Source organism: Paenibacillus sp. FSL R5-0486, assembly GCF_037975155.1.
GTDB lineage: Bacteria > Bacillota > Bacilli > Paenibacillales > Paenibacillaceae > Paenibacillus > Paenibacillus amylolyticus.
In genome coordinates, this window is sequence record NZ_CP150237.1 from 3,730,191 (window position 1) to 3,756,544 (window position 26,354).

The 26,354-nt window shown below is 41.3% G+C and carries 26 protein-coding genes and 2 pseudogenes; 18 read left to right on the top strand and 10 right to left on the bottom strand.

Going from position 1 to position 26,354, the window contains the following annotated elements:
• Positions 1-11: 11 nt before the first annotated feature.
• Positions 12-1,505, top strand: coding sequence for an ABC transporter substrate-binding protein (locus MKY01_RS16525; RefSeq protein ID WP_339282653.1), 1,494 nt, complete (start codon positions 12-14; stop codon positions 1,503-1,505).
• A gap of 16 nt (positions 1,506-1,521) precedes the next feature.
• On the top strand, positions 1,522-2,484 hold the full coding sequence (locus MKY01_RS16530) for an amidohydrolase family protein (protein WP_282321264.1): 963 nt from the start codon (positions 1,522-1,524) through the stop codon (positions 2,482-2,484).
• Between the two features lie 84 nt (positions 2,485-2,568).
• Here the strand turns inward: MKY01_RS16530 and arr are convergent, their stop codons facing one another.
• Entirely contained in the window at positions 2,569-2,985 is a 417-nt protein-coding gene (gene arr / locus MKY01_RS16535) for an NAD(+)--rifampin ADP-ribosyltransferase (protein WP_127549338.1), read from the bottom strand.
• Positions 2,986-3,370: 385 nt separating this feature from the next.
• On the opposite strand from arr, the gene MKY01_RS16540 reads away from it, so the two are divergent.
• From MKY01_RS16540 to MKY01_RS16555, 4 genes are all read left to right on the top strand, one after another.
• On the top strand, positions 3,371-3,853 hold the full coding sequence (locus MKY01_RS16540) for a MarR family transcriptional regulator (protein WP_017688279.1): 483 nt from the start codon (positions 3,371-3,373) through the stop codon (positions 3,851-3,853).
• A gap of 20 nt (positions 3,854-3,873) precedes the next feature.
• Positions 3,874-4,449 (top strand): nitroreductase, encoded by a 576-nt coding sequence (locus MKY01_RS16545; RefSeq protein WP_339282654.1) that lies wholly within the window; start codon positions 3,874-3,876, stop codon positions 4,447-4,449.
• 17 nt (positions 4,450-4,466) lie between these two features.
• The gene (locus MKY01_RS16550; protein ID WP_339282655.1) at positions 4,467-4,952 is read left to right on the top strand and encodes a nitroreductase family protein; all 486 of its coding nucleotides are present in this window, start codon (positions 4,467-4,469) and stop codon (positions 4,950-4,952) included.
• Positions 4,953-5,136: 184 nt separating this feature from the next.
• The gene (locus tag MKY01_RS16555; RefSeq protein WP_164783312.1) at positions 5,137-5,283 is read left to right on the top strand and encodes a hypothetical protein; all 147 of its coding nucleotides are present in this window, start codon (positions 5,137-5,139) and stop codon (positions 5,281-5,283) included.
• Positions 5,284-5,898: 615 nt separating this feature from the next.
• Here the strand turns inward: MKY01_RS16555 and MKY01_RS16560 are convergent.
• Positions 5,899-6,843 carry an NAD(P)-dependent oxidoreductase gene (locus MKY01_RS16560; RefSeq protein WP_339282658.1) on the bottom strand — a complete coding sequence of 315 codons (945 nt, stop codon included), beginning with the start codon at positions 6,841-6,843 and terminating at the stop codon, positions 5,899-5,901.
• Between the two features lie 180 nt (positions 6,844-7,023).
• Between MKY01_RS16560 and MKY01_RS16565 the strand changes: the two genes are divergently transcribed.
• The 3 genes from MKY01_RS16565 (at position 7,024) to MKY01_RS16575 (ending at position 9,471) form a co-directional block, all read left to right on the top strand.
• On the top strand, positions 7,024-7,584 hold the full coding sequence (locus MKY01_RS16565) for an XRE family transcriptional regulator (protein ID WP_339282660.1): 561 nt from the start codon (positions 7,024-7,026) through the stop codon (positions 7,582-7,584).
• Positions 7,585-7,801: 217 nt separating this feature from the next.
• Positions 7,802-9,034, top strand: coding sequence for an MFS transporter (locus tag MKY01_RS16570; protein ID WP_339282662.1), 1,233 nt, complete (start codon positions 7,802-7,804; stop codon positions 9,032-9,034).
• 5 nt (positions 9,035-9,039) lie between these two features.
• The gene (locus MKY01_RS16575; RefSeq protein WP_339282664.1) at positions 9,040-9,471 is read left to right on the top strand and encodes a universal stress protein; all 432 of its coding nucleotides are present in this window, start codon (positions 9,040-9,042) and stop codon (positions 9,469-9,471) included.
• A gap of 237 nt (positions 9,472-9,708) precedes the next feature.
• On the opposite strand, the gene MKY01_RS16580 is transcribed toward MKY01_RS16575, so the two are convergent.
• Positions 9,709-10,554 (bottom strand): MBL fold metallo-hydrolase, encoded by an 846-nt coding sequence (locus MKY01_RS16580; RefSeq protein WP_339282665.1) that lies wholly within the window; start codon positions 10,552-10,554, stop codon positions 9,709-9,711.
• A gap of 285 nt (positions 10,555-10,839) precedes the next feature.
• Here MKY01_RS16580 and MKY01_RS16585 point away from each other — a divergent pair.
• Positions 10,840-11,696 (top strand): annotated as a pseudogene (locus MKY01_RS16585) (manganese catalase family protein).
• Between the two features lie 161 nt (positions 11,697-11,857).
• Here the strand turns inward: MKY01_RS16585 and MKY01_RS16590 are convergent.
• A complete protein-coding gene (locus MKY01_RS16590; protein WP_339282667.1) occupies positions 11,858-12,127 on the bottom strand; it encodes a WGxxGxxG family protein in 270 nt (89 codons plus the stop codon).
• Between the two features lie 146 nt (positions 12,128-12,273).
• Here MKY01_RS16590 and MKY01_RS16595 point away from each other — a divergent pair, with 146 nt between their 5' ends.
• The gene (locus MKY01_RS16595; RefSeq protein ID WP_339287194.1) at positions 12,274-12,792 is read left to right on the top strand and encodes a DUF3231 family protein; all 519 of its coding nucleotides are present in this window, start codon (positions 12,274-12,276) and stop codon (positions 12,790-12,792) included.
• Between the two features lie 610 nt (positions 12,793-13,402).
• On the opposite strand, the gene MKY01_RS16600 is transcribed toward MKY01_RS16595, so the two are convergent.
• The 4 genes from MKY01_RS16600 to MKY01_RS16615 all read right to left on the bottom strand — a co-directional run bounded on the left by MKY01_RS16600 (position 13,403) and on the right by MKY01_RS16615 (position 17,101).
• Positions 13,403-14,959 carry a BCCT family transporter gene (locus tag MKY01_RS16600; protein WP_339282669.1) on the bottom strand — a complete coding sequence of 519 codons (1,557 nt, stop codon included), beginning with the start codon at positions 14,957-14,959 and terminating at the stop codon, positions 13,403-13,405.
• 261 nt (positions 14,960-15,220) lie between these two features.
• The gene (locus tag MKY01_RS16605; protein ID WP_339282671.1) at positions 15,221-15,646 is read right to left on the bottom strand and encodes a MarR family transcriptional regulator; all 426 of its coding nucleotides are present in this window, start codon (positions 15,644-15,646) and stop codon (positions 15,221-15,223) included.
• A gap of 132 nt (positions 15,647-15,778) precedes the next feature.
• Positions 15,779-16,417: a nitroreductase family protein gene (locus MKY01_RS16610; RefSeq protein ID WP_339282673.1), complete on the bottom strand. Its 639-nt coding sequence runs from the start codon at positions 16,415-16,417 to the stop codon at positions 15,779-15,781.
• 270 nt (positions 16,418-16,687) lie between these two features.
• A complete protein-coding gene (locus MKY01_RS16615; RefSeq protein WP_127549329.1) occupies positions 16,688-17,101 on the bottom strand; it encodes an Lrp/AsnC family transcriptional regulator in 414 nt (137 codons plus the stop codon).
• A gap of 141 nt (positions 17,102-17,242) precedes the next feature.
• On the opposite strand from MKY01_RS16615, the gene MKY01_RS16620 reads away from it, so the two are divergent.
• From MKY01_RS16620 to MKY01_RS16630, 3 genes are all read left to right on the top strand, one after another.
• Positions 17,243-18,007, top strand: coding sequence for an MBL fold metallo-hydrolase (locus MKY01_RS16620; protein ID WP_127549327.1), 765 nt, complete (start codon positions 17,243-17,245; stop codon positions 18,005-18,007).
• Positions 18,008-18,030: 23 nt separating this feature from the next.
• Positions 18,031-19,215, top strand: a complete 1,185-nt coding sequence (locus tag MKY01_RS16625; protein WP_127549325.1) for an MFS transporter — start codon at positions 18,031-18,033, stop codon at positions 19,213-19,215.
• 222 nt (positions 19,216-19,437) lie between these two features.
• Positions 19,438-20,373, top strand: coding sequence for an NADP-dependent oxidoreductase (locus MKY01_RS16630; RefSeq protein WP_127549323.1), 936 nt, complete (start codon positions 19,438-19,440; stop codon positions 20,371-20,373).
• A 124-nt stretch (positions 20,374-20,497) separates the two neighbouring features.
• Here MKY01_RS16630 and MKY01_RS16635 read toward each other — a convergent pair.
• A pseudogene (locus MKY01_RS16635) lies at positions 20,498-20,608 on the bottom strand (GlsB/YeaQ/YmgE family stress response membrane protein); the annotation flags it as partial.
• A 157-nt stretch (positions 20,609-20,765) separates the two neighbouring features.
• Between MKY01_RS16635 and MKY01_RS16640 the strand changes: the two are divergent.
• The 3 genes from MKY01_RS16640 to MKY01_RS16650 all read left to right on the top strand — a co-directional run bounded on the left by MKY01_RS16640 (position 20,766) and on the right by MKY01_RS16650 (position 23,715).
• Complete coding sequence (locus MKY01_RS16640; protein WP_282321257.1) at positions 20,766-21,473, top strand: response regulator transcription factor; 708 nt, start codon at positions 20,766-20,768, stop codon at positions 21,471-21,473.
• A gap of 71 nt (positions 21,474-21,544) precedes the next feature.
• Entirely contained in the window at positions 21,545-22,909 is a 1,365-nt protein-coding gene (locus tag MKY01_RS16645) for a HAMP domain-containing sensor histidine kinase (protein WP_339282676.1), read from the top strand.
• Between the two features lie 101 nt (positions 22,910-23,010).
• On the top strand, positions 23,011-23,715 hold the full coding sequence (locus tag MKY01_RS16650; protein WP_339282678.1) for a hypothetical protein: 705 nt from the start codon (positions 23,011-23,013) through the stop codon (positions 23,713-23,715).
• Positions 23,716-23,822: 107 nt separating this feature from the next.
• On the opposite strand, the gene MKY01_RS16655 is transcribed toward MKY01_RS16650, so the two are convergent.
• Positions 23,823-24,392, bottom strand: a complete 570-nt coding sequence (locus tag MKY01_RS16655; RefSeq protein WP_339282680.1) for a TetR/AcrR family transcriptional regulator — start codon at positions 24,390-24,392, stop codon at positions 23,823-23,825.
• 165 nt (positions 24,393-24,557) lie between these two features.
• Between MKY01_RS16655 and MKY01_RS16660 the strand changes: the two genes are divergently transcribed.
• On the top strand, positions 24,558-26,063 hold the full coding sequence (locus MKY01_RS16660) for an FAD-dependent monooxygenase (RefSeq protein WP_339287196.1): 1,506 nt from the start codon (positions 24,558-24,560) through the stop codon (positions 26,061-26,063).
• The last annotated feature ends 291 nt before the right edge of the window (positions 26,064-26,354 follow it).

Genomic DNA, 26,354 nt, shown 5'->3' on the forward strand with positions numbered 1-26,354 from the left:
AGTGAATGAAGATGTTCAGAAAAAGATTGCCTGTGGGTTTCATAAAGGTAATGTCCTTAATTTGTGCGGCCCCTCTATTGTTGACGGCATGCGGAAACCCAGACAGTAAGGAGGGGGCAGAACTTGGAAAAGCTTCAGCAACAGACATGTATGAAGTGGTCATGACGTATCCAGCTTTTGGGGATGTAACAGATGTTAAGGAAATTCAGGAAGCCATCACTGATATTACAGCGGAAAAGGTAGGCGCCACCGTGAAGCTCTTGCCTGTTAATGGATCGAACTATGCCAATCAAATGAACTTGATGCTGGCGGGCAGCGAGAAACTGGATCTGGTGTATACCAGCGTTTGGTTCGGCCTTGAATCCCAAATCGGCAGGGGACAGTTACTGCCCATGGACGAATCGTTGAATGAATTTGGTAAAAAGATACTGGAGGCTGTTCCGGAGGAAGCCGCAGAAGCCGGGAAGATGAATGGCGAAACATATGGCGTTCCCAGCATTAAAGCTTGGGCACTTTCCCCCAGTTTTGTGATGGACAAAGAGCTTGCCGATAAACATGCTATTGACCTTAGCGCCATAAAAACCTGGAATGATATCTCTGCTGTATTGCAGCTTATCAAGGACAAGGAGCCGGGTGTCACGCCGATTGTCAGCTATAACTCACAGGAAACACCCGGACAAGCCATGCTGAATTTTGATCCATTGGGAACAGTACCTGGCGTACTGGATTTTGGCGGGGAGGACTTCACCGTGCAGAACCTTTTTGCGACTTCGCGGTTCTCCACAATGGCTGACCTGATGCGTGATTGGTATCAAAAAGGTTATTTCAGCAAAGATGTCGCAACGTCACAGGAAACGGGCTCCAATCTGATCAAGGCAGGCAAAGCCTTCTCGTATATCCGGAATATCAATGAATGTTACTCGGAATCACTTGCGGCTGGGACTGAACTTGTATGCGTCCCCCTTGAGGATTCGTATATGACACGAAATAGCGTAGCTTCCAACATGATGTCTTTGGCAAGGAACAGTGAGCAGCCGGATAAGGCGATTCAAGTATTGGAACTGTTTTACTCGGACGAAGCAGTCATTAATCTGTTTACGAATGGGATCGAAGGCAAGCATTATGTTAAACGGGATAATGACCTAATCGGCAAGCCGGATGGCGTTACTGCAACAGGATACGATTCAAACCAATATGCCGTGGGGAACAATTTCCTGTCCTATATATGGGAAGGGAACGATCCTGACATGTGGGAGCACTTGAGGGGCGAAAATGAGAGTGCCGTAAAATCAAGGGCGATGGGTTTCAGCTTCGACATCAATCCGGTCAAAACACAAATTACCTCGGTGGCCAACGTCCAAAACCAGTATGATGCAGGCTTTCAGACAGGAACTTTTGACCCGTCAGAACTGGGTGCTTATCTCGACAAACTAAAGAATGCAGGCGTAGAGAAAATATTGACGGAAAAGCAAAACCAGTTAAACCAATGGCTTGAAAATAAATAGAAGGAGCTGATCACGCATGTTTAATCCTGTCATTGATGTTCACCACCATATCATCTCTAAAGAAATGCAACGAAAGCAACGGGAGCTGGGAATGGAAATTCCAAGTTTTATGCCGAAGTGGACGCCCGAGATCGGGATGCAAAAAATGGATGTATGTGACATTTCGTTTTCATTCCTTTCAGCCCCGTCAGATCTGACGTTCATCGATCAATCGTCTGCCAACACGTTGGCACGTAAAATGAATGAAGAGCTCGCATCGTATGCTCAACTTCATCCTGAGCGGTATGGTGCATTTGCAACGCTTCCACTCCCCGATCCCGCAGCAGCCATGGAAGAAACCTTGTATGCACTTGATGTTCTTGAGATGGATGGTGTTGCAATGCTGACAAGTTATCAGGGGAAATATTTAAGCCATCCGGATTACACCGAATTGTTAACCGAATTGGATCGACGCAGTGCTGTTGTGTTTCTGCATCCCATCCTTATACCACAAAAAATCGCTGGACTTAGTCCTGCATTGCTTGAGGGCACCTTCGATACAACGCGGGCTGTCACTACGATGGCTGTTCATCGCATTTTCGACCAATATCCATCCATTACGTTCATTCTTCCCCATACAGGGGGCATGGTGCCGTATATCAAATGGAGAATTGCGCTTGCCGCCATCGGGCAAGATTCGATTCAGGTTGAAACAACACCGGAACAATTTCAAGCTGAAATAGCCAAACTGGACCACCTTTATTATGATTCCACGTTGAACCTCGGCACGATCCAAAAGTTGATTGCGCCTGATCGGATTCTGTTCGGAGCGGACATACCTTGGCCAGCGGACAGCGTCCTTCGGATACAGCGGGAGTCGGTATTCCATGAAGCACAGCAGATCAGCGAAGAAAACGCGAAGGCGATCGCTTATGGCAATGCCTTTCGTCTATTCCCCCGTATTTCTAAGCTTTTTGATATAGAGAAAAAGTTAATTTAAAGTGATAGGAAAAGTTAACTCAATAATATTAAGAAAGCAGCTGATCCAAGTGATCGGCTGCTTTTGTTTAACTAACGAGAGGAATCAATCATATATTATATTTTTTCCTTCTTCACTTAGTTTTCTCAAAGATGTAATCATGTGATTAATCTCTTCTTCAGAGTGTCTTTCCCATGAAGCTAATTCAGCTACTATTTTAAGTGGCGATTTAGATCGATATGAACGTGTTGGATTTCCAGGAAACTTTTTATCAGTTACGTTAGGATCACTTTCAAAATCTCCTAATGGTTCTACAATATAAATTCTTTCTTTTGCATTAGATCTTGCCAATTCAGCACCCCATTTGGCAGCATTTAATGTTGCAGTAAAGTATATATGGTTCGAATTTTTTTCTTGGTAATTTGATAAAAATTGTGGTTCTAATAAATCACCAATTTGCAGTTCTGCTTTTGTACCATGAAAAAAAGGACCTTGATCTATGATCACTTTTTTGTCATCCATACGGATCCACCTCGTTTTTAGTTTTGTATTTAGCAGTATAGTGTAGGAATTTCAAAAAAAACAGTCTATAAAAAAATAAAAAATAACGGTATAATTTAAGTAGAGAGAACGATACTGAGTCCAATAACCCAAGTTTAAGAAAGCAGCCGATCAGCGTGATCGGCTGTTTTTGTTTAACTAACGAGCAGGTTAAAAGATAATCCGTTCAAGGCAGGTCTCTGTCCTGGATTATAGAGTAATGTTGTAATGTCAGAGAATATAGTTGATAAGCATTATCATTCATGATATATTGTTAACCAGTAAACTAAATATAATAATTTATTTAGAATAACCCTATTTTTAAAAGAATATTTTTGTTTACAAGTAAATAAGGAGCGATCAAAGAATGATCTCAAAAGATCGAACAAAACAGTTGCTTTATGACCAATTTATTCGTTTTTTACATGTGTATGAGAACCACAAGGATACTGAAATCGAGCATTTCCTAAGTATCGCCCAGCGTGAAAGCATCGAGAAAATCCCTCAGCATTTGACCGCGGTTCATATGATAGATTGCATAGGCAAGCATGAGCCAATTAACAACACGGGTATTGCCGAGGCAATGAATTTGTCCAAAGCAAGTATCACCAAAATTGGCAACAAACTGCTGGAGGAAGGATTCGTCAAACGTACGAAAATGAACGACAACAAAAAGGAGAGCTATTTCCGATTGTCACCGCAAGGCAAAAAAATCTTTGAACTGCATGAACGTCTGCATATACATGAGGCTGAGCGCTTTTATCGTACTCTCGACAAATATTCGGAAACGGAGCTAAAAGTAATCCATCAATTTCTTCAAGACAGCAGTATTAATATTGAATCCAGATAGAACAAAGGAGAGTGAAGCATATGAGTCTGGCGGAATTGATCAGGGAGCGCAGGAGTATTCGTAAATGTAACTCTACGCCGGTGGACCAGGATTTAATTGTAGCATTACTGCGTAAGGCTATAAGGCTTCAACCATCTGTTGAGTCTGGCTCATGGCGTGTAGTATATGCCGGAACTCCAGAAGCACGCAAACGGTTGGTGGACTGCATGCTGGAACAGATGTCACAAAGCAAGCTCGGCAAGTTGATTCCAGGGAAACTTCTGGATGTTTTTAAAAAGAGATTTACCGATATTCCTGCCCACGTCATTGTTATGTCGACTGTAGGACCGAATCGTCTGACCAATGACCGCAATTATGCGGCTGCCTGCGGGGTGATGCAGAGCTTCCAACTGCTGGGCTGGGAACGAGGGTTAGGAATGTTGTGGGATACAGAGTCCATGATTCAGCATGAAGGGTTCTTCAATGGAATTGGCTTACGTGAGGATGAAAGATTTGTTGGTATTCTTCATATAGGGTATTACGACAAAGCGCCAAGAAGTCGGAAAAGAACACCAGCCGAGCAGAAGTGGACCGTATTGCGAGGACAGTCTACATAGAAGAGGAGGATATGAAAATGAAATTGTCAGATTTGGAAGGAGACATGGACGGTCCGAGTGCGTTTTTGGATCAACCGGTATCGCAGGATCTAATCCTTGAGTTGCTCAATCATGCCGTATGGGCGCCAAATGATGGACTCCGAGAGCCGTGGCGATTTATCTTTGCCGATAACCAGTATGGGGACATCATGCAGGGATTACAGAACCAGGCCCCTGCGTATCTTCTGGTCTTGGTGAAGGAAGAGGCGGATCAATATAAGCGGGAAGAGGACTTTGCAGCTGTCTGCTGCCTAATTCAGAATTTCCGCTTGCTGGCTCATGAGCAAAGTCTGGGTGTGCGTTGTACCTTGCATGACTGGATGTACGACCCGAGCCGTACTGAAATGTTTGGTGTACTGAGTAACGAGCGCATTGCTGCGGTTCTGGAATTGGGATACGGTGCAAATCAGTGGAAAGGAAATACGGAGTTACCTGAGACTCAACTTCATTTTGAACTGCTGTAAGGTGGGAACGATGGGATGAGACTCCAAATGGAAAAAATTGTTTTACAATCATTGTCAGTACGTTATACTACAATCATTAGGTGAATTACTCAATAAAAAAAAGAAATATTGTAATTGATTAGTCACCCTCGGCTCGTCATCGTCTTGAGCCACTTATTACATAATAAATATAGGAGGTATGATTATGGTCAAGAAGAAAATGTCCACAGCACTCAGTGCAGCTTTAATCGTTTCTATGCTGGCTACTGGCGTGATAGTCGCTATTCAAGGGACAACAACGTTAGAAGTAGCGAAGTCAGCAGGGGAAAAAAAGGTTGAAGTTATTAAATAAAGCATACGTGAGAGACCTGCTAGAAAGTTAAAAGAACCTCATCTCGGTTAACCCGGCTGAGGTTTTTTTCTGTATCATTAGGCATTGAATAAATGCAGACCTAAGTCCGTGAACGCTTGACCACCATTTACCTTGACGCAAAGTCCAATCTAATGTACACGGAACTGGAAATGACCAACCAGGAAAAACGGCAATCCAAGCAGTCACAGTTAGTTGCTTACTACAAAACACCAGATAACGAGTATTAACAGCTCAACATTACGAGAGGTGAGGAAACGCTTAGCGCAGGGAAAGATATGCTTAATATCGTTATTTATTATGATCTCTTAAGGAATGGAGATTATGAGACAGGTTCTACTGACCATAAGCTCATTATGGAAGTCATTGACCCGAAGCGGGAAATCCATAGAGAAGATATTGACACTTCGTACCGATTTAACCGTTGGCAACAATAGATCATACTTCATGAACTTGAATACCAACTTAAGCAAAATCATTAATTCGAATCAATCTGTATGATGGACCTCTGTCAAGAAAGAGGACACTTACGCTACGGATCTTGCGGTAAATTGCTGTGCAAAACGGGCAGGGGAAAGGTACCCCTACACCAAAACATCATAACTGATTGAGCTTGCTTTCAGGCTCCTCACCATTTTCTACACGTCTTATATTCTTTATAAAGAACTCATATCTTGTTTTATGAAATTTCCGACCATCAGGCATTCCTGCTGTATGGGGAGTAAGTATCACATTACCCAGATTCCGGAGCTCGCTGTCAATCGGAAGCGGTTCAGATTCAAACACATCCAGGCATGCGCCTGAAATATCCCCGTTTTTTAATGCATCAATCAAGTCTCTTTCGTTGACAATGCCTCCGCGGGCTGTATTGATAAAAAGAGTGGTATTTTTCATTTTTTTGAATGCCGCTTTGTTGATCAGCTGTTTGGTTTGCTCATTCAAGGGTACATGTACACTGACTATGTCCGATGTACTTACAAGAGTATCGAAATCCGTCATTTTCACAAAACCATCCGATTGTACAGTGGCATTTCTCGCATACGCCAGCACATTCATGTCAAAGACCCTGCAGAACGTAGCTACTTTTTTTCCAATAGCACCCAAACCGATAATTCCAATCGTTTTTCCTTTTAACTCACTCCCTGTATAGTCCAATTGATTTTCATCCATCTTGTTTTTCATGAAAGTATCAAGAAACGGTATGTTTTTATAATAAGACAATATCAGTGCCATGACGTGCTCGGCCACTGCCTGTGCATTCACTCCTCCAGCATTGGCCACCCAAATGCCGCGCTGTGTACAGGCAGGGACATCCACATTATCAAATCCTGCACCTGTCTGTACCAATTTTAATTTTTTTGCGTTAGAAAGCAGACTGTGATCCACTTTAATATGTTCAGGGATGAGTACCTGGCAATCTTCAATATGATCCAGCATTTCTTTTCCGGGCGGAACAATTACAACGTTCCAGTCTTGCGGAAAACTCCTTGCAATATTTGATTTTGAGGTCTTGCTAAAATAGCCCACTATGAGAATCTTCATTGCTAAACCACCTTTCATAAGCTATACCATTCTTCGAATAAAACCGTTGATGCTCGTCATTTTATCCTTTTAATACAATTTTATCAATAAAATCTCATCACGTTCTATTGAACGGGAATGGAAAAGAATCTGGATAAACAATATACTAGCTATATAGTTTTTTATTGAGGTGAATATCAAATGGATGAAATTGATGAGTCAAAACAAATTGTATTACAAATCGGCGGTGCATTAAAAAAGTATAGAAAAGAAAAAAACATGACCTTAGACGACTTATCAGAATTAACGGGCGTAAGCAAACTTACTCTAGGGAATATCGAACGCGGCGAGACAAATCCAACTTTGGCCATCATATGGAAAATTTCAAAAGGAATATCTTTACCGCTATTGGCTTTGTTCACATCAGAGAAACCTGTTAGTTTGTATCGAGCAGGGGAGGGACTGCGGTTTTCTAATGAAGAGAAAAATTGGATCATTGAACCCGTCTTTAAAAGCAACGATATTGAAATGTGTCGAGCATACTTACAGCCAAATAGCTCGTATTATCCTGAAGGTCATCATGTGAATACAACTGAAATTGCGACAGTAATGACCGGTTCCATTGAGTTACAAGTCAATGGAGAGATTTACACATTGAATCAATATGATACGATCAGTTTTCGTGCAGATTATCCTCACGCTTATACCAATCATACGAATAACGAAACAGTGCTCCATATATCCTTAAAATATGACTTCTAAAAGCCGAAAATCCACTTATTAAATACAACTCCGAATTCCACGATGGGAATTCAGAGTTGTATTTTTTTAATCCATTAAAGTATATTATAAAATAATTATTGTCTATAAAAGTATATTATAATATAATTTTAGTATTCGCGTGGATGTTATAGCAAAGTTTTTCAGCCAACAAGAAGTAAATATAATACGTAAGAAATTCAGGAAGGAGAAATGAAGAATGCCGAATAAACAAAATAATAAATTCGTGCCATCCTCTGTAGCGCTGCTCATTCTCGGCATTATTGTTATTGCAGCTAATTTACGTACTCCCTTAACCTCAGTTGGTCCTTTAGTGGGTTTTATAAGGGATGACGTTCATATTTCAAATACATTAGCAGGCCTGATCACAACGGTACCTTTGCTTGCCTTTGCTTTATTATCGCCTCTTGTACCAAAATTAGGACGGAGGTATGGGGTTGAGCGTATCATTTTGATTGCCCTAATCTTTCTGACTGTTGGTATTGTAATACGATCTTTATCTGGCGCAGTTAATCTATTTATTGGAACAGCAGTTCTTGGATTCGCCATTGCCATATGTAATGTATTATTGCCAAGTATAATCAAAAGGGATTTCCCACATAAAATTGGCTCCATGACAGGAGTTTACTCCATTTCAATGAATTTATGTGGAGCAATCGCATCGGGAATCAGTGTACCGCTATCCATGAATGCAGGGCTAAAATGGCAGGGAGCATTGGGAATATGGGGGATTCTAAGCTTTGTATCAATCCTCTGTTGGTTACCCCAATTAAGAAATCAAACGAAACAAACTGTCACGACGAGTCAACAAATGGCAAGCAACGATGTGAATGTTTGGCGATCCCCGCTTGCTTGGCAAGTAACCTTGTTTATGGGTATACAGTCTATGGTTTTCTATGTATTGATCGCATGGTTGCCTGAAATTTTAAAGCAGCAAGGAATTGACTCCAACCAATCTGGATGGTACCTCTCGATCATGCAGTTAGCGATGCTTCCATTTACCTTTATTGTCCCTGTTATTGCTGGGCGTATGTCTAACCAACGTTTGTTAGTAATCATCACAACCATTCTGCTTTTGACGGGGACGCTCGGACTTCTTTACGGAAGTTCTAATGTCATTCTTTTGTGGATCGTCATACTCGGAATTGGTGGAGGCTTCGCCTTTAGTTTGGCCATGATGTTTTTTGGGTTGCGCACTGAAAATGCGCATCAAGCAGCGGAACTATCTGGCATGGCCCAATCGATCGGATATCTTCTTGCCGCAATTGGTCCAGCCCTTATAGGATATCTGCACGATGCAACAAATAGTTGGAACCTGCCACTTTTCATTCTTCTTGGGGCTTCAGTGTTACTCTTTTTAGTTGGTATCGGAGCAGCAAGTAATCGTGTTGTAGGTAGTCGAAATGGTTACGAATTGCCACGGAAAGGGTGATAACTATGTTTGACAAAATTATGGTGGCCATTGATAAATCTGAAATAACGAACAAACTCCTTGATGCAACCGTTGAAATAGCCCAAAATAAACAAACTCAAGTTACCTTGGTTAATGTCAGCCAGGATTATGTGTCAAATGGCATGACATATGTACCAGAGAATTTTTTGGAAGACATACTGAACGAAATGGAGAAAGAGAGTTTGGAACAGTTGCATCAAGCGAAATCTAAATTAAAGTCTGCGGGGATAAACCCGGAAACTGTTCATCTTAAGGGAGATCCTGGGCATGAACTATTGAATTATGCAAAGGATACCGAGCAACAACTTATTATTATCGGAAGCCGTGGGCTAACGGGCATAAAAGAAATGATGCTTGGAAGTGTCAGCCACAAGGTTCCACAGCTATCAAGTTGCCCAGTCCTCATTGTACATTAACTCCTCCAGGAACTGGGGAACGTTTGTAGTATGAATCAAACAGCGGCATTCCAGGATATTAGTGTCCTACAATGCCGCTGTTTCTATATTCCTATAGTTGCTCACATGCTGACGCTAAAGATGAAAATCCATATTCTATATTAACGCAAAAAACGCCTAAACCTAAGTAAAGCCCTTCTTATGCAACAAAAAGGGCTTTGATCGGATGTTCAAACACTATACTCGAAGGGAATAAAATTAGTTAACGTACTTTCCATAATCCGGTACGGCAATCTGGTCAAACTCATTAAGCAGCTTTTTCAGGCTTGTTGTTAGTAATTCACCAGACATTGGTAGTCCATGGCCAGTTACAGCAACCAATGGCTTTAAACTCTCAAGTTTAACAACAGATTGCTTTGCAGCTTCCCAATCTGTTGTCAAATAGCGAGGGGGTCCACTTATCTCCAATTCCTGATTAAATACTTTATACATATACTCTTGTTTTACAGTAGCAAAAGCATCACCTGCGATTAACGTACCGTCACTTTCCCGATACAATGAAATATGCCCCGGCGAATGTCCTGGCGTATGAATCCATCTAAAACCTGGCATATGGGGTACAGTTCCGTCAGGAGGTAACGTTTGCACATGGCTTCCAAGGTTAATTGGTTCAATCGGAAAAGATGGGGACATCTTCGCTACCAAACCACCTTCAACTGTAGGATCTGGTTCCGGGTAGTTTTTCACCCCTGTGAGGAAGGGGAGCTCCAACGGATGTGCATAAACCGGAACTTCCCAGTGTTTGACAAGTTCGATCACCCCTCCGACATGATCAAAGTGTCCATGGGTCAAGATTACCGCTTTGGGGCGGCTGTTTACTCCGAAACGCTCCTCAATGACAGAGATTATTTCATTTGCTGACTTTGGCATTCCCGCATCTACTAAAACGAACTCGTCAGATTCCGGCTTACCCACTAGACAGATATTGACGATTTGGATAGTATAGCAAAATAAATCAGGTAATATTTCAATCCCCACACCATTTCCTACTGAAGTTACGGGGACGAACTTGTAATCTGTACCGTAATTCAATTCCTGATTCATTACTCATCCTCCTTAAAGTTGTTGAAATGACTTGCTGTAGTATACCCAGAAGTTTAAAAATCATCCGACTTCCATAGCCTCCACAGATCGATATATAAACAAACTGTCGATAGACCAGAATAGAGTCACAGCTTTCATTCATGTCGCTATACAAGCAGTTTTCTGAAGCAAACCATGGAAAACTGCAAATAATATATCACCAACAATTGGTTAATCACACATTTACATAAAATTAAGGGTTAATTAAATACTAAAAGTTGTAATTTACTTGAAAGGAGGACAACCATGTTTTTTTATCGAGAAGATTTGATCAACATGATCGTCCCGGACAAGCCCGATCCGGCTGCCGCAAAAGTGTTACAGGAAACCCTTGGCGGACAATTTGGTGAAATGCGAACCATGATGCAGTATTTTTTTCAGAGCAGTAATTTCCGTGGAAAAGGACAGCAGTATAGGGACTTAATTCGTGTGGTGTATTTATGGAGGAATTAAGCCATGTGGAACTGGTGCAACAGACAATAAATCAATTGCTGACCGGAGCTGGAGCCGAGGGAGTAGGAAATGCAGGTATTGATGGAGCTCCGCTGGACGAAGCGATTAAACATGCCAATCCACATCATTATATTATGGGCGCTCAAAGTTCACTGCCTGTAGATGCTGCCGGGAATCCATGGCTCGGGAACTATGTGTATGATCATGGCAACTTGGTAAGCAATTTGCTCGATAACGTTGTGCTGGAATCAACCGGGGTATTACAAAAAACACGGATCTATGAAATGAGCAACAACAAAGCGTTCCGCGAAACTTTGGCATTTCTAATCGTTCGTGACAATGCTCACCAAAACGCTTTCGCTAAGGCACTGGAGACATTAGGCGTCAATTGGGGCAAAGTATTTCCTGTTCCTAATTACGATATCAACAAATATCCAGAGTGTCAGAAATATGTTGACCTCGGATTCCACAATGCCCAATTTAACTTCCGTTTGGACAATACACGAATTGCTGAAGTATACAGCGGTCAAACACCTAGTCGTAATGGCGGTGAGCTACAAGTCACGGAACCTCCTCAGGGATTCCCACTTCCGTATATGCCGGAACTTCCTAATGAGCACAGTCCAGGCTTGCATGATTTAAATACTTAAAGAGAACGAATTAAGGAAACAGACAAAAAAAGAACCCATAAACTTGGGTTCTTTTTTTATAATGAAATTAAGGTAGTCGACGATCATCACAACCGTTGCGAGAAAAAACGATAGCTGGTAGTTAAAGCACATGGCCTGTCTAATGACAACAACATAATCTGTTATCGATTGGAGTGATCGGATACTTTTTTGCGCATTCCCGCCAAACCTAGTAATCCAAGTAAGCCCAGCCATCCCCAATCCATACCATTATCGTTATCCGTTGAATTTGCCCTTACACTGTTTGGTTGATAATTAGAGCTGTTGTTTTGGTAGGTGTTAATACCTCGTCCATCTTGGGTTGCTTCATTTACACCGTGAGCAGAGGCAGGTACAGCCAATGCACCTAATAAACAAATGGATACAACAAAAGTTGTTATTTGCTTCTTCATGAAAGTTCCCTCCTGTATGTGTGATGAATTTAATTTCTCCAAAAATCTGTTCTTTATTCCATCGGTATTTTATTACTTTTGAATATGTTCTCCATGAACATGGAACTATACTTTGGTGGGAAATAAAATATGAAGGAGCTGTTATGATGGGAATATTAAGTGGTAATCCAAAAAATGAACCTATGCATTATGGTGAAATCTTCAGCGTATGGCAATGTTCAACGGTTGCAAAGGGAGCTCTTTCCTTCTACCAAGCCTTTTTGAATCACGCAGGAGATAAGGATCTGAAAAAAATAATCGATGCACTAATTGATCAAGCTAAATTAGAAATTAAAGAGTGCGATACCCTGCTGAAAGATAACGGAATTGCACCAACACCAGCCTTACCAGAAAGACCTCCAGTAAAGCTGGAAGACATTCCTGTTGGTGCCAGATTTACGGATCCGGAAATAGCAGCAAGTATTGCTTCTGATACTTCAATGGGATTAGTGGCGTGTAGTCAAGTTATGGGCCAATCCATTAGAGAAGATATTGGAGCCTTATTTGCAAAATATCACGTTACTAAAATCGCTTTAGGCCTTCGTATTCTTCAAATGAGTAAAGAAAAAGGGTGGCTTATTCCTCCACCTCTTCAGGTGAAGAGACCAGAAACAGTTGAGGCTTAAATCTCTACTGACTCTGACGTTCAATGGGACAAGTCGATAGATAATTTGTAGTGACGGAGTATGCAATTGCATTTGTATAAAGGGACCCCTTCTATAAGGTTATGTTGTTCCCCCGCTGTGGGCAAGCAGGGGAACAACATAATGATTAAGTAAGTATGATAATAATTCTTACTATAAGGTCAAAGATCATAAGAGTTCACATAAAATACTGTAAATTGCAATCTAGAACTCTCTTTAAACTAACGAAAAACGCTAATTCAATCATCTATAAGATTAAAATCTCCAAATAGAAGCAAACTAGATTTAATAGCTCTCATTGGAGGTTTTATTTATGTTGATAAGCGAATTATGGTGATTGTATGAGGCATGTTTTAAGATTTATGGATTACAAAATATGAATGAGGAGTACACAGGGAGGAGATAGAAAAGTGTCGAGGGACAAGAACATATTCCCATTGCAGTCGCTAATTTAGCGGCTTTTTTATGTTATCGGTACAAGTTCGTGTCACGTGCCAAGACAAGAACTTGTACCGCTTACCGAATGGACAAGAACATGGTCCGATTGCCTGGAGGCAGGTACCATTTCTATAGAGATCAAATCAAGTATACATTACCTGCCGGAAATTTCCTTCAAGGAGATTTCTTGTTCCTCCAGCAGTCGTTTCAGCTTTTGGCGCTGCCGTTTTTCCTTCTGACGGCGCTCTTTGTCCTCAGCCTTTAGAGCCTTGAGCAGGGAGAAACACATACCGATAAGGACAATAGCGAACGGCAATGCGGTTACAATGGATGCCGTCTGGAGGCCAGTTAACCCCCCGCTGATTAGCAGTACTACCGCAATGGAGGACTGCATGATTCCCCAGGTTAATTTCACTCTTGTACTCGGGTCCAGTTTGCCATCTGAAGTGAGCATGCCCAGTACAAAGGTAGCTGAATCAGCCGACGTAATAAAGAAGATCATGATCAGCATTGTGGCGATGAATGCCACGATCGTGCCCAAAGGCAGCTGCTCCAGCATAAGGAATAAAGCGGTTGTCGTATCTTCCTTGACAGCCTCCGCCAGATGAGCGGCATTGAACAATTCCATGTGAAGTCCTGTTCCGCCAAAGACGGAGAACCAGATAAATCCGAAAAGACTTGGAATAACCATGACGTAAATTACAAATTCCTTTATGGTTCTTCCTCTGGATACCCTTGCGATAAAAGTGCCGACAAAAGGAGCCCACGAGATCCACCATGCCCAGTAAAATAACGTCCATGCTCCAATCCAGGTTTCTCTTGAGAACGGCGTCAGTCTCAAACTCATGTTAATAATATTCTGCATGTAACTGCCCAAGGTTGTTGTGAATGTGTCAAATATAAAAGAAGTCGGTCCAGTCACCAATACAAACAACATCAATAACAAAGCTATAACGAGGTTGACGTTGCTCAGAATCTTAATACCTTTATCCAGACCGGAGGTTGCCGAGATTAAAAACAGTACGGTTACAACTATGATAATGACAACCTGAGACAGAGTCGAGTTAGGAATACCAAATAAGTGATTCAGACCCCCGCCGATCTGAAGAGCACCCAATCCAAGCGAGGTCGCAACACCAAAGATGGTGGATATGACCGCCAGAATATCAATAACCTTACCAAGCCAGCCTGAAGCAAGTCGCTCACCTATCAGAGGAATAAAGGTGGAACTGATCAGCCCTTTGTATCCTTTCCGGAACTGGAAGTAAGCAAGTGCTAAGCCGATGACGGTATAGATAGCCCAAGGATGCAGCCCCCAGTGGAAAAAGGAATAACGCATTGAAAGTATGGCTGCTTGCGTTGTTTCGGGTACCGCCCCCTCAGGTGCAGACAAATAGTGGGACAGCGGTTCAGCAACTCCCCAGAAAACCAGCCCAATGCCCATACCTGCGCTAAACAGCATGGACAGCCAGGAAACCGTAGAATACTCCGGCTCATCATCGTCATCCCCAAGCCTAATACCCCCAAACCGGCTGAACGCCAGATAAAAAGCAAAGATCAGGAAGAACAGTGTCGCTAGCAAATAAAACCAGCCAAAATTCTGAATAGAGAAGTTGTAGGCAACATTAGCCACATCCGCTAGCTGATCAGGAGCGACGGCTCCCCATATTGCAAACAGTGCAACGATGATAATTGTGATTGTAAATACCATGATGAGACCTCCATTATGTAAGCTTCAGCCAACTGTTTCCTTAGTATGTGCTAGTCCAACTTGTAATATTTCGAAAAGCTAGCTGTTGATAAATTAAAACAAACCGCCATGTAATGAAACACTCAGCGGTTTGTTTTGATCTTGCCTGAATAATATATGGCCTATAATCTCTTGTTAATCTGAGATATTGTATCATCTCATCTAACTAGTTTTATTCATTTATGAAAAGAAATCTGAAGAAGGCTGACTGTCATCGTAAATTTACAGATCCTTCAGATTAAATTGCATGCGTGTAAGCATGTCGGCCATCATTGCAACTTCTTCTTCACTGAAATCCAGTATCATCTGATGAAGAAACTGGTTTCGATCCTGCTTGAAATCGGCGATATGTGTTAGCCCTTGTTCTGTTAACCGGACGAAGGTTTCCCGATGATCGTCGGGGTTTCTTCTTCGTGACACCAAACCGTCTGCTTCCAGTTGCTTCAAATGGCGTGTAACAGCAGCACTGTCAATATGAATGGCCTTCTGCAAATGGCTTTGTGTAACTTCTTCATGAAGATAGAGATGATACAGCAGAACGTATCGTGAGGAGCTGATCCCCGTACAACGTTCAAATTTAGGTTTCAGCTGATTGCTTATATTTTTAAGTAATATTAATAAGGTTTCTTGTTCCAGCGAACAATTCATGTTTGCCCCTCCTTGAATGGTGCCGAATGTCTTGAAAAGCTTCATGATAACAAGGCAGATTCCTTCCAAGACATTCAGCAACTAAAGGCAACTATATCACAATGTGGAGACTGCTCGCACTATCGCTTTGAATCATGCCCAAAACGTGGTCTCTTCGGCTGGCATACGGTAGGAGGTGTATCCCTCGCTTGCAGCTTTTCCAATTGTCAGTAGCATGACTGGTACATAGCGTTCTTTATCCATGCCAAACACTTCGGCAATTTGGTCTTTTTCATAACCGCCGACTGGATTGGTGTCATACCCATGTGCACGGGCAACCAGCATCAATTGCATGGAAACCAGACCGGCGTCAAGCATAATGACATCGTTCATTTCAGCATCGGACATGTTGTTATAGATCGGTTTGAATGCCTTCAACTGAAAGTCCTTAACATCTTGTGGCATTAAGCCATGCTCAACAGCTTTTCCATAGATGTTTTCTGCATAATCGAAATTGTTTTTGTCTGCAAACACAGCAATGACAGCAGAAGCTTGAGCGACTTTTTCTTTGTTAAAGCGGGACAGTGGGACGAGTTTTTCTTTTCCCTCTGGAGTATCCACCACAAGGAAGCGCCAAGGCTGCATGTTGATGGAGGAAGGGGCAGTGCTAGCTTCATTGATGATTTGAGTCATTTCTTCCCTGCTGATTTTTACGGATGAATCGTATGTCTTAATGGAGCGGCGTCCATAAATAATTTCGTTAAAATCGTTTGTTTGTTGGTATGGTTTCATAATAATTACTCTCCCTTTATATTTTGTTGAGCTATCAATGTTTGACTAGTCAATTGTTGATAAGTCAAATATAAGCGAAAACTAAGTCCATTTCAATAGTTTTTTTATGTAAAATTATAACAATAACTAACTATCGGGAAACGATAACTCAATTAAATCAAAGGAGGCAGCCGATCAAAATGATCGGCTGCCTTCATTCAACTAAAGAGCAGGATTTTTAAAAACCTTCTTATATACTCTTTTTTAAAAATGGACCTTTTACGTTTTTGTTTACAAGGTTTTATCGATTACAATAGATAATTTGTAGTTAGCATAATGGTTTAACTCTAATAAAAATTGGTTTAAGGCTTCGTTACTTGGAAACCTGCATTCAAGCAGATAGCATCCATCACCGCTTATTTTGTAATTATTTAGGATGTGATTCTCTTTAGCACGAATGAATGAGAGAAAAGGTTGATGGTGTGTATCTTTAATATAGATATTTAGAAATGCATACGTAAAACATCCTAATTTTGCTTGATTAACTTTAATGCTGTATCCCTCTATAACTCCAGTATTCTCAAGTTTTTCTACCCGGGCCGCTGCTGCAGGTCCAGTTAGGTGAACTCTTTCCCCTAATTCTTTCATCGTAATTCGACTATTTTGGCTAAGCTCTTCAATAATTCGTTTATCTGTTTGATCCAAATCAAACACATCTCCTTTAAAAAATAAAGTAAAAAGACCAATACACTTTATTTAATCTGTGTATTTGAAGTTTGCATCTAGTATAAACTTATCATTGTCAACAAACAAAATTAAAAAACAGAAGGAGAATTATATATAAATATGCACATTCAACTGGTTCGAAATGCAACAATCATTGTTCATTATGCAGGTAAAAAGTTCCTAATCGATCCATTACTCGCGGACAAGGGTTTATATGATCCATTCTCGGCGGGGATCAGAGAGGATCTGAGAAATCCTATAATTGACTTGCCCATGTCCGTTTACGATATCGTTAAAGATGTCGATGCTGTTATTCTGACTCATTTGCATCTAGATCACTACGATGATATAGCAAAAGCAGTGCTTCCAAAAGGCACCAAAGTTTTTGTACAAAACGAAGAAGATGCTAAACAAATTGAAAGTGACAGTTTTCAACAAGTAGAAGTACTTACTGAAGATACCGTTTTTGAAGGTATTCAGTTAATTAAAACAAAAGGCGAGCACGGCAGAGGGAAAGATTTATTAAAAATGATGGGACAGGTATGTGGTGTTGTCTTCAAACATGCCAATGAGAAGACGTTGTACCTTGCCGGAGATACAGTATGGTATGAAGGTGTTCGAAAAGAAATCATTTCCCATACTCCTGAGATTATCGTGTTGAACGCTGGAAATAATAGTTTGCATGATTGGGGCTCACTTATAATGGGCAAAGAAGATGTTTACGAGGTGTATAAGGCGGCTCCCAACGCCAAAATTATCTCTGTCCATATGGAAGCAGTTAATCATTGGACATTATCTAGAAAAGAACTAAAAAACTTTGGAGAAGAAAAGGGATTCACATCTAGCTTATTCGTTCCCGAAGACGGCGAATCGTACACTTTTTAATTTGCCCTGCGGGAGGATATGCAATGAATCAAACGAATCCTAAACTGTGGACGAAAAACTTTATTATTCTTTCATCTATCAATTTCATTATGACATTAATTTTCTTTTTATTAAACGCGACAATCACTCTTTATGCAATTAATGAATTTGATGCATCAACCGGCCAAGCTGGTATCGTCGCAGGTATTTTTATCATCGGTTCTTTATTAGGGCGTTTGTTTACAGGACGTCTTATACCTTCCAAAAAAATCTTGATGATCAGCTTATTTTTATTAATTTTAACAACATTACTTTATTTCGTTCATCTCAATGTTAACTTTCTCATATTAAATCGGCTTTTAAACGGGATCACAGTGGGTGTTATCTCTACAATTGTGAGCACGGTTGTTGTATTTAGCCTTCCTGTATCACGAAAAGGTGAAGGGATAAGTTATTTTGCCATTAGTACGGCCCTGGCCACAGGAATCGGTCCATTTATTGGTTTAGTTTTGAGTCGAAATTCAAACTTTGATATGATTTTTTCTTTAAGTCTATTGCTTGGAGTTTTTAGCTTAGCAATCGCATTTTTTCTGAAGTTTCCCGCAACATACAAGATGGAGAACAACAATAAAAAGGGAATAAAAATCTCTGACTTTATTGAGCCAAAAGCAATGCCGATCGCAATTATTATTTTTTTTATGACTTTTTGTTTTTCCGGTATAGTTTCATATTTAAATATTTATGCTTTGGAGTTAGGGTTGATAGACACAGCAAGTTTCTTCTTTATGGTTTATACTTTTTTTGTCTTAATATCACGACCTTTTACTGGACGAATAATGGACAAAAGAGGAGCTAACATTATTATATATCCGGCTCTTATTATATATGGAGTAGGGTTGCTTCTTTTAAGCTCAGTTAACAGTAGCTTTACATTGTTATTGGTAGGAGCATTAGTTGCATTGGGATTTGGTAATATTTCTTCCGTAACTCAAGCCATAGCCATTAATTTGGCTGAACCTCACCGAGTTGGCTTAGCAACTGCGACGTTCTTTATATTTTATGATCTCGGGAACGGATTTGGCCCATCTATTATCGGTTTGATAATTCCAGCTACAGGATATAGTGGTTTGTATGTAATACTCGGATTAATTGTTTTAGCTACATTTTTTCTATATTACATCTTGTATGGAAAGAAAGAAGGTAAAATCCAAAATCAAGTGGTGGACTAAAGAGGTAGTCGGTCAAGAGGACCGGCTACTTTTGTTCAATTTTGGTAGACGATTTCAATTCCTTATTGGCAAACATTAAATAATTAAATATTTTTGCATAATTTTATCATGGTTGTTTAAAAATGAGTAAGGATCATATGCATGAACGCTCAGTGACTAGATACAAATAAATAATCGGAAATAGCACGTAAAAGGCTATTAGCTTAGAGGAGTGATACAGCAATGAAAGCAGTTGTGATTAATCAATATGGAAGTAAAGAAGAGTTAGTTGAGCAGGAAGTAAATAAACCGAGGGCAGAAGCCAATCAAGTGGTTGTAAAATTAGAGGCTACATCCATTAATCCAATCGATTGGAAATTAAGAGAGGGTTACTTAAAAGAAATGTATGATTGGGAATTCCCTATTATCTTAGGGTGGGATGTAGCCGGGGTCATAACTGAAATTGGTTCAAACGTTACCAAATGGAGAGTTGGGGATCGAGTATTCAGTCGTCCTGATACAACACGTTTCGGTTCGTATGCTGAATATACAGCAGTTGATGAGCACCTTCTGGCAAAACTACCTGATTCAATCTCATATGAGGAGGCTGCGGCTGTACCTTTGGCTGGTTTAACAGCATGGCAGGTACTGTTTACTCATGGCGATCTAAAAGAAGGTGAAACCGTACTTATTCACGCTGGAGCTGGTGGTGTAGGTATGTATGCCATTCAATTAGCAAAAAATGCCGGCGCTCATGTTATTACAACAGCAAGTGAAAAAAATCATGAACTTCTTTATTCTTTAGGTGCTGATCAGGTCATTGATTACAAAAAGGAAAACTTTGAAGAGATTCTAAAAGATATAGATTTAGTGTTTGACACGATGGGTGGAGAAGTAGCTGAAAATAGCTATAAGGTGCTTAAGCCAAATACCGGAAGACTGATTACCATTGTTGGTGAACCCAATCATGATACGGCTAAGTCTCACAATGTTTTAGCAAAGGGGATTTGGCTACAGCCAGATGGTGATCAATTGCAGAGAATGGCAGATCTGATGGAAGAGAAAAAGATAAAGTCGATTGTAGGGGCCACATTCCCGTTTAGTAGACAGGGGATTTATGATGCACATGCTTTGAGTGAAACTCACCACGCTGTAGGTAAGATTGTCATTACATTTTAAAAAAGGACCGTAAGTGTTCATCTTCCATCGATGAATGCTTTCGGTCTTTTTATGTTCATCCTGTACTAATGAACGACGGGATCGGTTTCCGCCTCTCTTTGTTAACGTCTTCGAAAGGCTCCGCAAAACCCGCAATAATGTTCCCAAGTACACCACCCGGTACGTCCCGCCCAATCAAGTTGCCGCTTAACCAGCCAATAAGTCCACCAACAATGAGTACCCAGAGCAGATCCATGGATTTTTCTCCTTTCTTCGAGTTTATTACAAGTTATGTTGGGCTGAGTGGAATATACCTCACCTTCCAGTTGGTGGAGGAATCTAAAGTGTCTGTGCTAAGATGGGTTAATAGTTGATTGAAGCTGGTGAAAACAAGGCTAGATAGGGGTGTACAGTTGAAGAAAATCCTAGTCATTGATGATGAAATCGCAATTCGAGATTTAATTGAGCTGGTGCTAAGGCGAGAAAACTACGATGTGCAGACCGCAGAGGACGGCAAAACGGGCTTGCAGCTGCTCGACTCTTTTCAACCCGATATAGTGGTGCTTGATTTGATGTTGCCTGACTGCTCCGGATATGACCTATGCAAGGAAATCACCGGGAAACGTGCCGTTCCTGTGATCATGCTCTCTGCCAAAAACGAGGTAATCGACAAGGTGTTGGGTCTAGAGCTAGGGGCGGAAGATTACATGACCAAACCCTTTGACAATCGTGAATTGCTCGCTCGGATCAAGGTGATTCTGAGAAGAAACGAGAGCAAGGAGGAATCAAGTGAAGGAACAGAAGTGAAATCTACACGCATCATTCATGAAGAGCTGACATTTGATCTGGAAAGCCGCAGGGTGCTAAAAAACGATGTACCCGTGTCTTTAACGGCCAAAGAGTTTAAAATTCTGGAAACGTTACTCAAAAGGCCAGACAAAATCTTTACCCGGGATGAGCTGCTACAGATCGGATGGGGATATGATTTTATGGGAGACAGTCGCAGTGTAGATATGACCATCATGCGATTACGGAAGAAGCTGGAGGATAACGCGGACGAACCGAAGTATGTCAGGACAATCTATGGATTTGGCTATCAACTTGGAGGTGGCGAGGCCTGAAGTACGCAACCCGGTTACTGCTGAATTATTTGTTTTTCTCCGTGCTTTCCTTTGGCATCATCATTTTTGCGGTGAATAAAGCCATCGATTACTACAGCTTCATTACCATTGAGAAACAGATGATGGAGAAGGCGGATCTGTCCGAATTGTCCTTCCGTGAGGTGTTATCTCAGCATAGGTCATCTTCAGGAGAGCCCCAGACCAAGGAAATTGTCAGACTTGCTCTAGAGAAGCTGAAAGCTTCGGGCAAGGAAGTACGTATCTATGACAGCTCCAAGCAGTTGATAGGCTTAGCTGTGGATGGCATCATCATTAATGATGGCAAACCTCTTATTTTTGAAAAAAATATTGAGAAAGCCCTGAGCGGCAGTTATGCCTACACTGTAACGGAAGATCATCTGCTTTATTTTGCGACTCCCATTCAGGATCAATTCTACGAGAACGCTTATGTGTATGAGTTCGTGGAGGACATTTCCTACTTTTATGCGATTATGGATCAAATCCGTTATATCCTGTTTGCGGGTGCAGGCGGATTTATTGTACTGATTACGTTATCCAGTCTGTGGATTGCCCGCAACACTACCAAGCCGATTAAACTGTTGCTTAGCGCTACGCAAAGTTTCTCTAGACAGGAGTTTCGGAGAGTTCATCTCAATCGGAAGGATGAGCTGGGCATGCTGGCAGATGGGCTGGATTCCATGGGGCGGCAGCTTCATGATTACATTCAGTACCAGAGGCAATTCGTCTCCAACGTATCTCACGAGTTAAAAACACCCTTGGCAGCCATTCGTGGTTTCTCTCAATACTTGGTTGAAGGGGAAAACGTGGACAAGGAGTTGCAAAAAATCTATGCTCATCTGCTGCAGGAATCAGATCGGCTGACACGTTTGATTAATGAACTGTTGTTGTTATCCCGATTCGACAAGGCTGGTTCTAACGATTTGGAAGTCGAGAAAACGGAAATGAATGAACTGATTCAGCAAGTCGCAACGAGTATGGGGGCCAAGGCCAAAGATAAAGGAATCGAGATTATGTTCAGGGAGGATGAAGCGGAATCGGAGGATAAGCTTCTGACGAAAGTCCACGCCAACGTGAATCCAATGCTAATGTCCCATGCGATTGCGAACCTTGTGGACAATGCCATCAAATATTCAGGCAGTTCATCGCTAATTGAATTGAAGTTGGAACATACGCCAAGCGAGATAGTTATACGGATACGTGATCAAGGTATCGGTATCGCGGGCGATGAGCTGGATAGAGTGCAGGAACGTTTTTATCGGGCGAAAAATGCAAGCACAGCGAACGGTTCAGGTCTTGGACTTTCCATTTGCAAAGAGATTGTAGAGCGGTTTAATGGATATATCGACATGGAAAGTCAGATCGGGGAAGGAACGACCGTTACGATTGTGTTGCCCCGTGCGGAAACACAATCGTAAATAATTAACGTTACAAGATTGGTACATTTCTGTTATGAGACTAACAAATGTTTTATTTATAATCACTTCATAAGAACAAATCACACATTTATGGAGGGATCATGATGAAATTGATAAACAAAGCAACAGGTGTTATCGTACTAGGTGCTCTACTAACGGTGGCATTAGCGGGCTGTCAGTCCAGTGATGCTACATCTCCAGCAACCGGACAGAACACAGCGAATGAACAAAGCAAAGGCGAAGGAGCAACAAATGCTAATGCGCCTGCTTCCGAAAGTTCTGAAGAAAAGGGTACTGAAGCTATTAAGGAAGGTTCGATGGAGAAGGAAGGTAATGTGGTGCTGAAGGAGCTTGCTTTTGTCTATAATGAGCACACCATTGCGATTTCGGATACAGCGAATGAAGATCAGATGGAACAGATGCTGGGCAAACCGGATAACCTGAAATCTCATACGTATAGTGCCGACGATGGAACAAACATGGATACGTTAATCGGTTTTACAGAAAAGGTCTATACGTATCCTGGTCTGGAGATTAAAACAATCAGTATACCAGAGGGAAAACAAGACTCCATCTTTCATATCGAAATCACAGATCCCAAGTACGCGACAGTGCGAAACATTAAAGCAGGAGATAGCCTGGATACACTCAAGAACGCCTACCCTGAGGGGAAACTGCTTGGTGATGGAGCCCCTAATGAGGAGGATGACTTCCGTTACGAGCCATCCAATTATGTGGATGTGATGTCGTTCCATATCAAGGATGCCAAGGTGGAGAGCATTCAGATCTACAGCCTTTTGGACTAATATTTAATCGATAGACAAGAACATAGTTCTATTGAAGTCGCTAATTTAGCGGCTTTTTTTCTTTGATCGCCATCTTTATGGGACGTGATCTATGAATGAGCTTCGTGCTAGTCTAACATGATTTTCTCGTTAACCATTTGATAGTAATACTCATCCATCTGTTCTGCCGTAACATCTTCTTCAAGATGATATATCCACCACGTCACAAGTAAACTAATGACCCCTGAATGATATTCGGCTAAGAGTTCTATGGGAGGTGAAAATGGTTTACCTCTTCTTTTTAATTCCAGAAAATCTCTTCTGGATATATCTCCGATATAGTTTTTGAAAAAGTCAGTAAATCCCTTGTCATTCTTCTGCTTTTGAACAATCGGCTCCAGTAAATTCTCCAACATGAATCTAGATAGGCTTTGCAAGGGCTGCCGAAGCCGATCTTCTATACTCATTTGTAAATAATCCTGAAGAACCCACGTGAGGGTAGCGGATAACAGAGCAAATTTATCCTCAAAATGTTTGTAAAACGTTGTACGGTGAACCATCGCTTTATCACATATCTCATTAATCGTGATATTGCTGAATAGTTTGCCTTGCTCAGATAACAGATCTCTAAAGGCCGTAATTAACAATTTATGAGTCCTGGCAACTCTTAAATCAAGCTTTTTTTCATTGATTTTCATCTACACCACTTCCATATCGTAGTTTAACTATATGCCATCGCTATATTGATTCTTACTATAAAAGAAATTTTGATTATATATTGGTATTATAAGTAATATTTTGATTGATCTACAAGTGTAGATTAAAATCTAATTTCTAGAAAGGATGAATCTTCAGTGTCTGACATGAAAAAAGCTGTGGTGATCGGAGCAGGGATTGCTGGATTAATTACTGCAAGAATGTTAGCCGATTATTATGAGGAAGTATGTGTGATTGAGAGGGATGAATTCCCTTCGGAGCCAAATAACCGGCAGGGTGTGCCTCAATCTTTTCATCCACACCGTGTACAACCACGCGGCGCGCTGATTATGGAACATTATTTCCCAGGATACAATGACGAATTGATAGAATTGGGGGCGATCTCTTCACACGATGAGAAGCTTATAGTTACTAATCGATACGGTACATTAGTTAACAAGGAGGATCCTTCTTCATTTAAAATTGCATCGTGCAGCAGAGCTTTGCTGGAATGGGTGCTGCGCAAGCGAATCCAAAACCTTCCTCATATAAGCTTTTTAACAAGTATGGAAGTTACCGGACTCATCGTATCTGAAGACCAGCATGCTGTTACAGGCATTTATACCAAAGAAAGAAGCGGTGAAAAAAGGGAAGACCAACTTCCAGTGGATATGGTTATTGATGCCTCAGGACGTTCTTCCAAATTGATTAGGTGGCTTGATAAATTAGGGTTAAATGTGCCAGAACCAGAATTGCTAAAGGTATCTCTTGGTTATAGCACCCGTTATTACAACATAAAATCCTCCATTCCAAACGAATGGGTGATGTCTGATTCAGATCCCGAGCAAGGTATTCGTGCAGGCATATTTACGCGCATTGAGGATGATATCGTTGGACTCATTCTTTTCAATGCTGGAGGAGATGAGTATCCGTCCACTCAGCCGGAAGAATTTCAAGAACAAATCAAGCATCTATTTGCTTCAGATAAAATTGTAAAGTTAATGGAGCAGTTAGAGCCATTGCAAGGGCCTAGGGGGTACCGTATTTCCGAGTCTGTTCGTCAGCATTTTGAACTCATGGAAGATTGGCCCTCTGGTTTACTCGTCCTTGGTGATGCATTTTGTAGCTTTGATCCTATTCATGGACAAGGTATCACCGTTGCTGCGGTCGAAGTTGAGACTATAGGAAAATGTTTGGAAGCACAGCGCTTGCATCCCGATCCGCAGTTTGAACAGAACGTATTGCTACGTATGCAGCAGGCCATCGATCCGGCTTGGTGGCTTAGTTCCGTGGCTGACCTGCGTTGGAGAGGGGTAGAACATGGTGGGCCTTATGAACTGAAAGGAGTGGATTTTGCTCAGAAATATATCAACTTATTTACGAAGCAAGCGATGAAAAAAGCGAATCAGGAAAAAGATAACCATCTCTTTTTTATGCAATTCCTGATGAATGCCTTGATCCTTCCTCCAAGTGAATATTTCAAAGCGGATGTCCTGGACATGATTTTGAACGACAATGGTTCAGAAGAAGAAATGGAATTAAGAGCAGCGCTTCGTGTCCAGGATCCGGAATTGTACCAGCAAAAATTAGATGAGGTAATTCCATTATTCCAACTGGACTATGATGAAGAGATTAAGAAACTGCTGGAAACTCTTCAGCCTGCGATGAGCTAATAAAACAACTTAAAAGCTGTGTGTAGGGGTGAGTACAACCACCACAACTAATAGTCGAGAAACCCAGGTGATTCATAGACCTTGGGTTTCTTTCGTGTTTGAATGAGGACGTACAATTGAATAACGAGGTGACGGTGCTCGCAAGTGAGGAGGCTGCACCCTGTTTGACCGGAGCCATTCCGCTTATTAAAAGTAAAGTTACCCTCGAGCTAGCATGCAGCAATCCTTTGAAACGATGTGTTACTTTTTTGTTACAAATGTGAATCTGTGATACCTAGTACTAAATACGAA

Bases quoted from the DNA above. Each gene is read 5' to 3' on its own strand.
- MKY01_RS16525 (WP_339282653.1), top strand. From the start codon at position 12: ATGTTCAGAAAAAGATTGCCTGTGGGTTTCATAAAGGTAATGTCCTTA.
- MKY01_RS16530 (WP_282321264.1), top strand. From the start codon at position 1,522: ATGTTTAATCCTGTCATTGATGTTCACCACCATATCATCTCTAAAGAA.
- arr (WP_127549338.1), bottom strand. From the start codon at position 2,985: ATGGATGACAAAAAAGTGATCATAGATCAAGGTCCTTTTTTTCATGGT.
- MKY01_RS16540 (WP_017688279.1), top strand. From the start codon at position 3,371: ATGATCTCAAAAGATCGAACAAAACAGTTGCTTTATGACCAATTTATT.
- MKY01_RS16545 (WP_339282654.1), top strand. From the start codon at position 3,874: ATGAGTCTGGCGGAATTGATCAGGGAGCGCAGGAGTATTCGTAAATGT.
- MKY01_RS16550 (WP_339282655.1), top strand. From the start codon at position 4,467: ATGAAATTGTCAGATTTGGAAGGAGACATGGACGGTCCGAGTGCGTTT.
- MKY01_RS16555 (WP_164783312.1), top strand. From the start codon at position 5,137: ATGGTCAAGAAGAAAATGTCCACAGCACTCAGTGCAGCTTTAATCGTT.
- MKY01_RS16560 (WP_339282658.1), bottom strand. From the start codon at position 6,843: ATGAAGATTCTCATAGTGGGCTATTTTAGCAAGACCTCAAAATCAAAT.
- MKY01_RS16565 (WP_339282660.1), top strand. From the start codon at position 7,024: ATGGATGAAATTGATGAGTCAAAACAAATTGTATTACAAATCGGCGGT.
- MKY01_RS16570 (WP_339282662.1), top strand. From the start codon at position 7,802: ATGCCGAATAAACAAAATAATAAATTCGTGCCATCCTCTGTAGCGCTG.
- MKY01_RS16575 (WP_339282664.1), top strand. From the start codon at position 9,040: ATGTTTGACAAAATTATGGTGGCCATTGATAAATCTGAAATAACGAAC.
- MKY01_RS16580 (WP_339282665.1), bottom strand. From the start codon at position 10,554: ATGAATCAGGAATTGAATTACGGTACAGATTACAAGTTCGTCCCCGTA.
- MKY01_RS16590 (WP_339282667.1), bottom strand. From the start codon at position 12,127: ATGAAGAAGCAAATAACAACTTTTGTTGTATCCATTTGTTTATTAGGT.
- MKY01_RS16595 (WP_339287194.1), top strand. From the start codon at position 12,274: ATGGGAATATTAAGTGGTAATCCAAAAAATGAACCTATGCATTATGGT.
- MKY01_RS16600 (WP_339282669.1), bottom strand. From the start codon at position 14,959: ATGGTATTTACAATCACAATTATCATCGTTGCACTGTTTGCAATATGG.
- MKY01_RS16605 (WP_339282671.1), bottom strand. From the start codon at position 15,646: ATGAATTGTTCGCTGGAACAAGAAACCTTATTAATATTACTTAAAAAT.
- MKY01_RS16610 (WP_339282673.1), bottom strand. From the start codon at position 16,417: ATGAAACCATACCAACAAACAAACGATTTTAACGAAATTATTTATGGA.
- MKY01_RS16620 (WP_127549327.1), top strand. From the start codon at position 17,243: ATGCACATTCAACTGGTTCGAAATGCAACAATCATTGTTCATTATGCA.
- MKY01_RS16625 (WP_127549325.1), top strand. From the start codon at position 18,031: ATGAATCAAACGAATCCTAAACTGTGGACGAAAAACTTTATTATTCTT.
- MKY01_RS16630 (WP_127549323.1), top strand. From the start codon at position 19,438: ATGAAAGCAGTTGTGATTAATCAATATGGAAGTAAAGAAGAGTTAGTT.
- MKY01_RS16650 (WP_339282678.1), top strand. From the start codon at position 23,011: ATGATGAAATTGATAAACAAAGCAACAGGTGTTATCGTACTAGGTGCT.
- MKY01_RS16655 (WP_339282680.1), bottom strand. From the start codon at position 24,392: ATGAAAATCAATGAAAAAAAGCTTGATTTAAGAGTTGCCAGGACTCAT.
- MKY01_RS16660 (WP_339287196.1), top strand. From the start codon at position 24,558: ATGAAAAAAGCTGTGGTGATCGGAGCAGGGATTGCTGGATTAATTACT.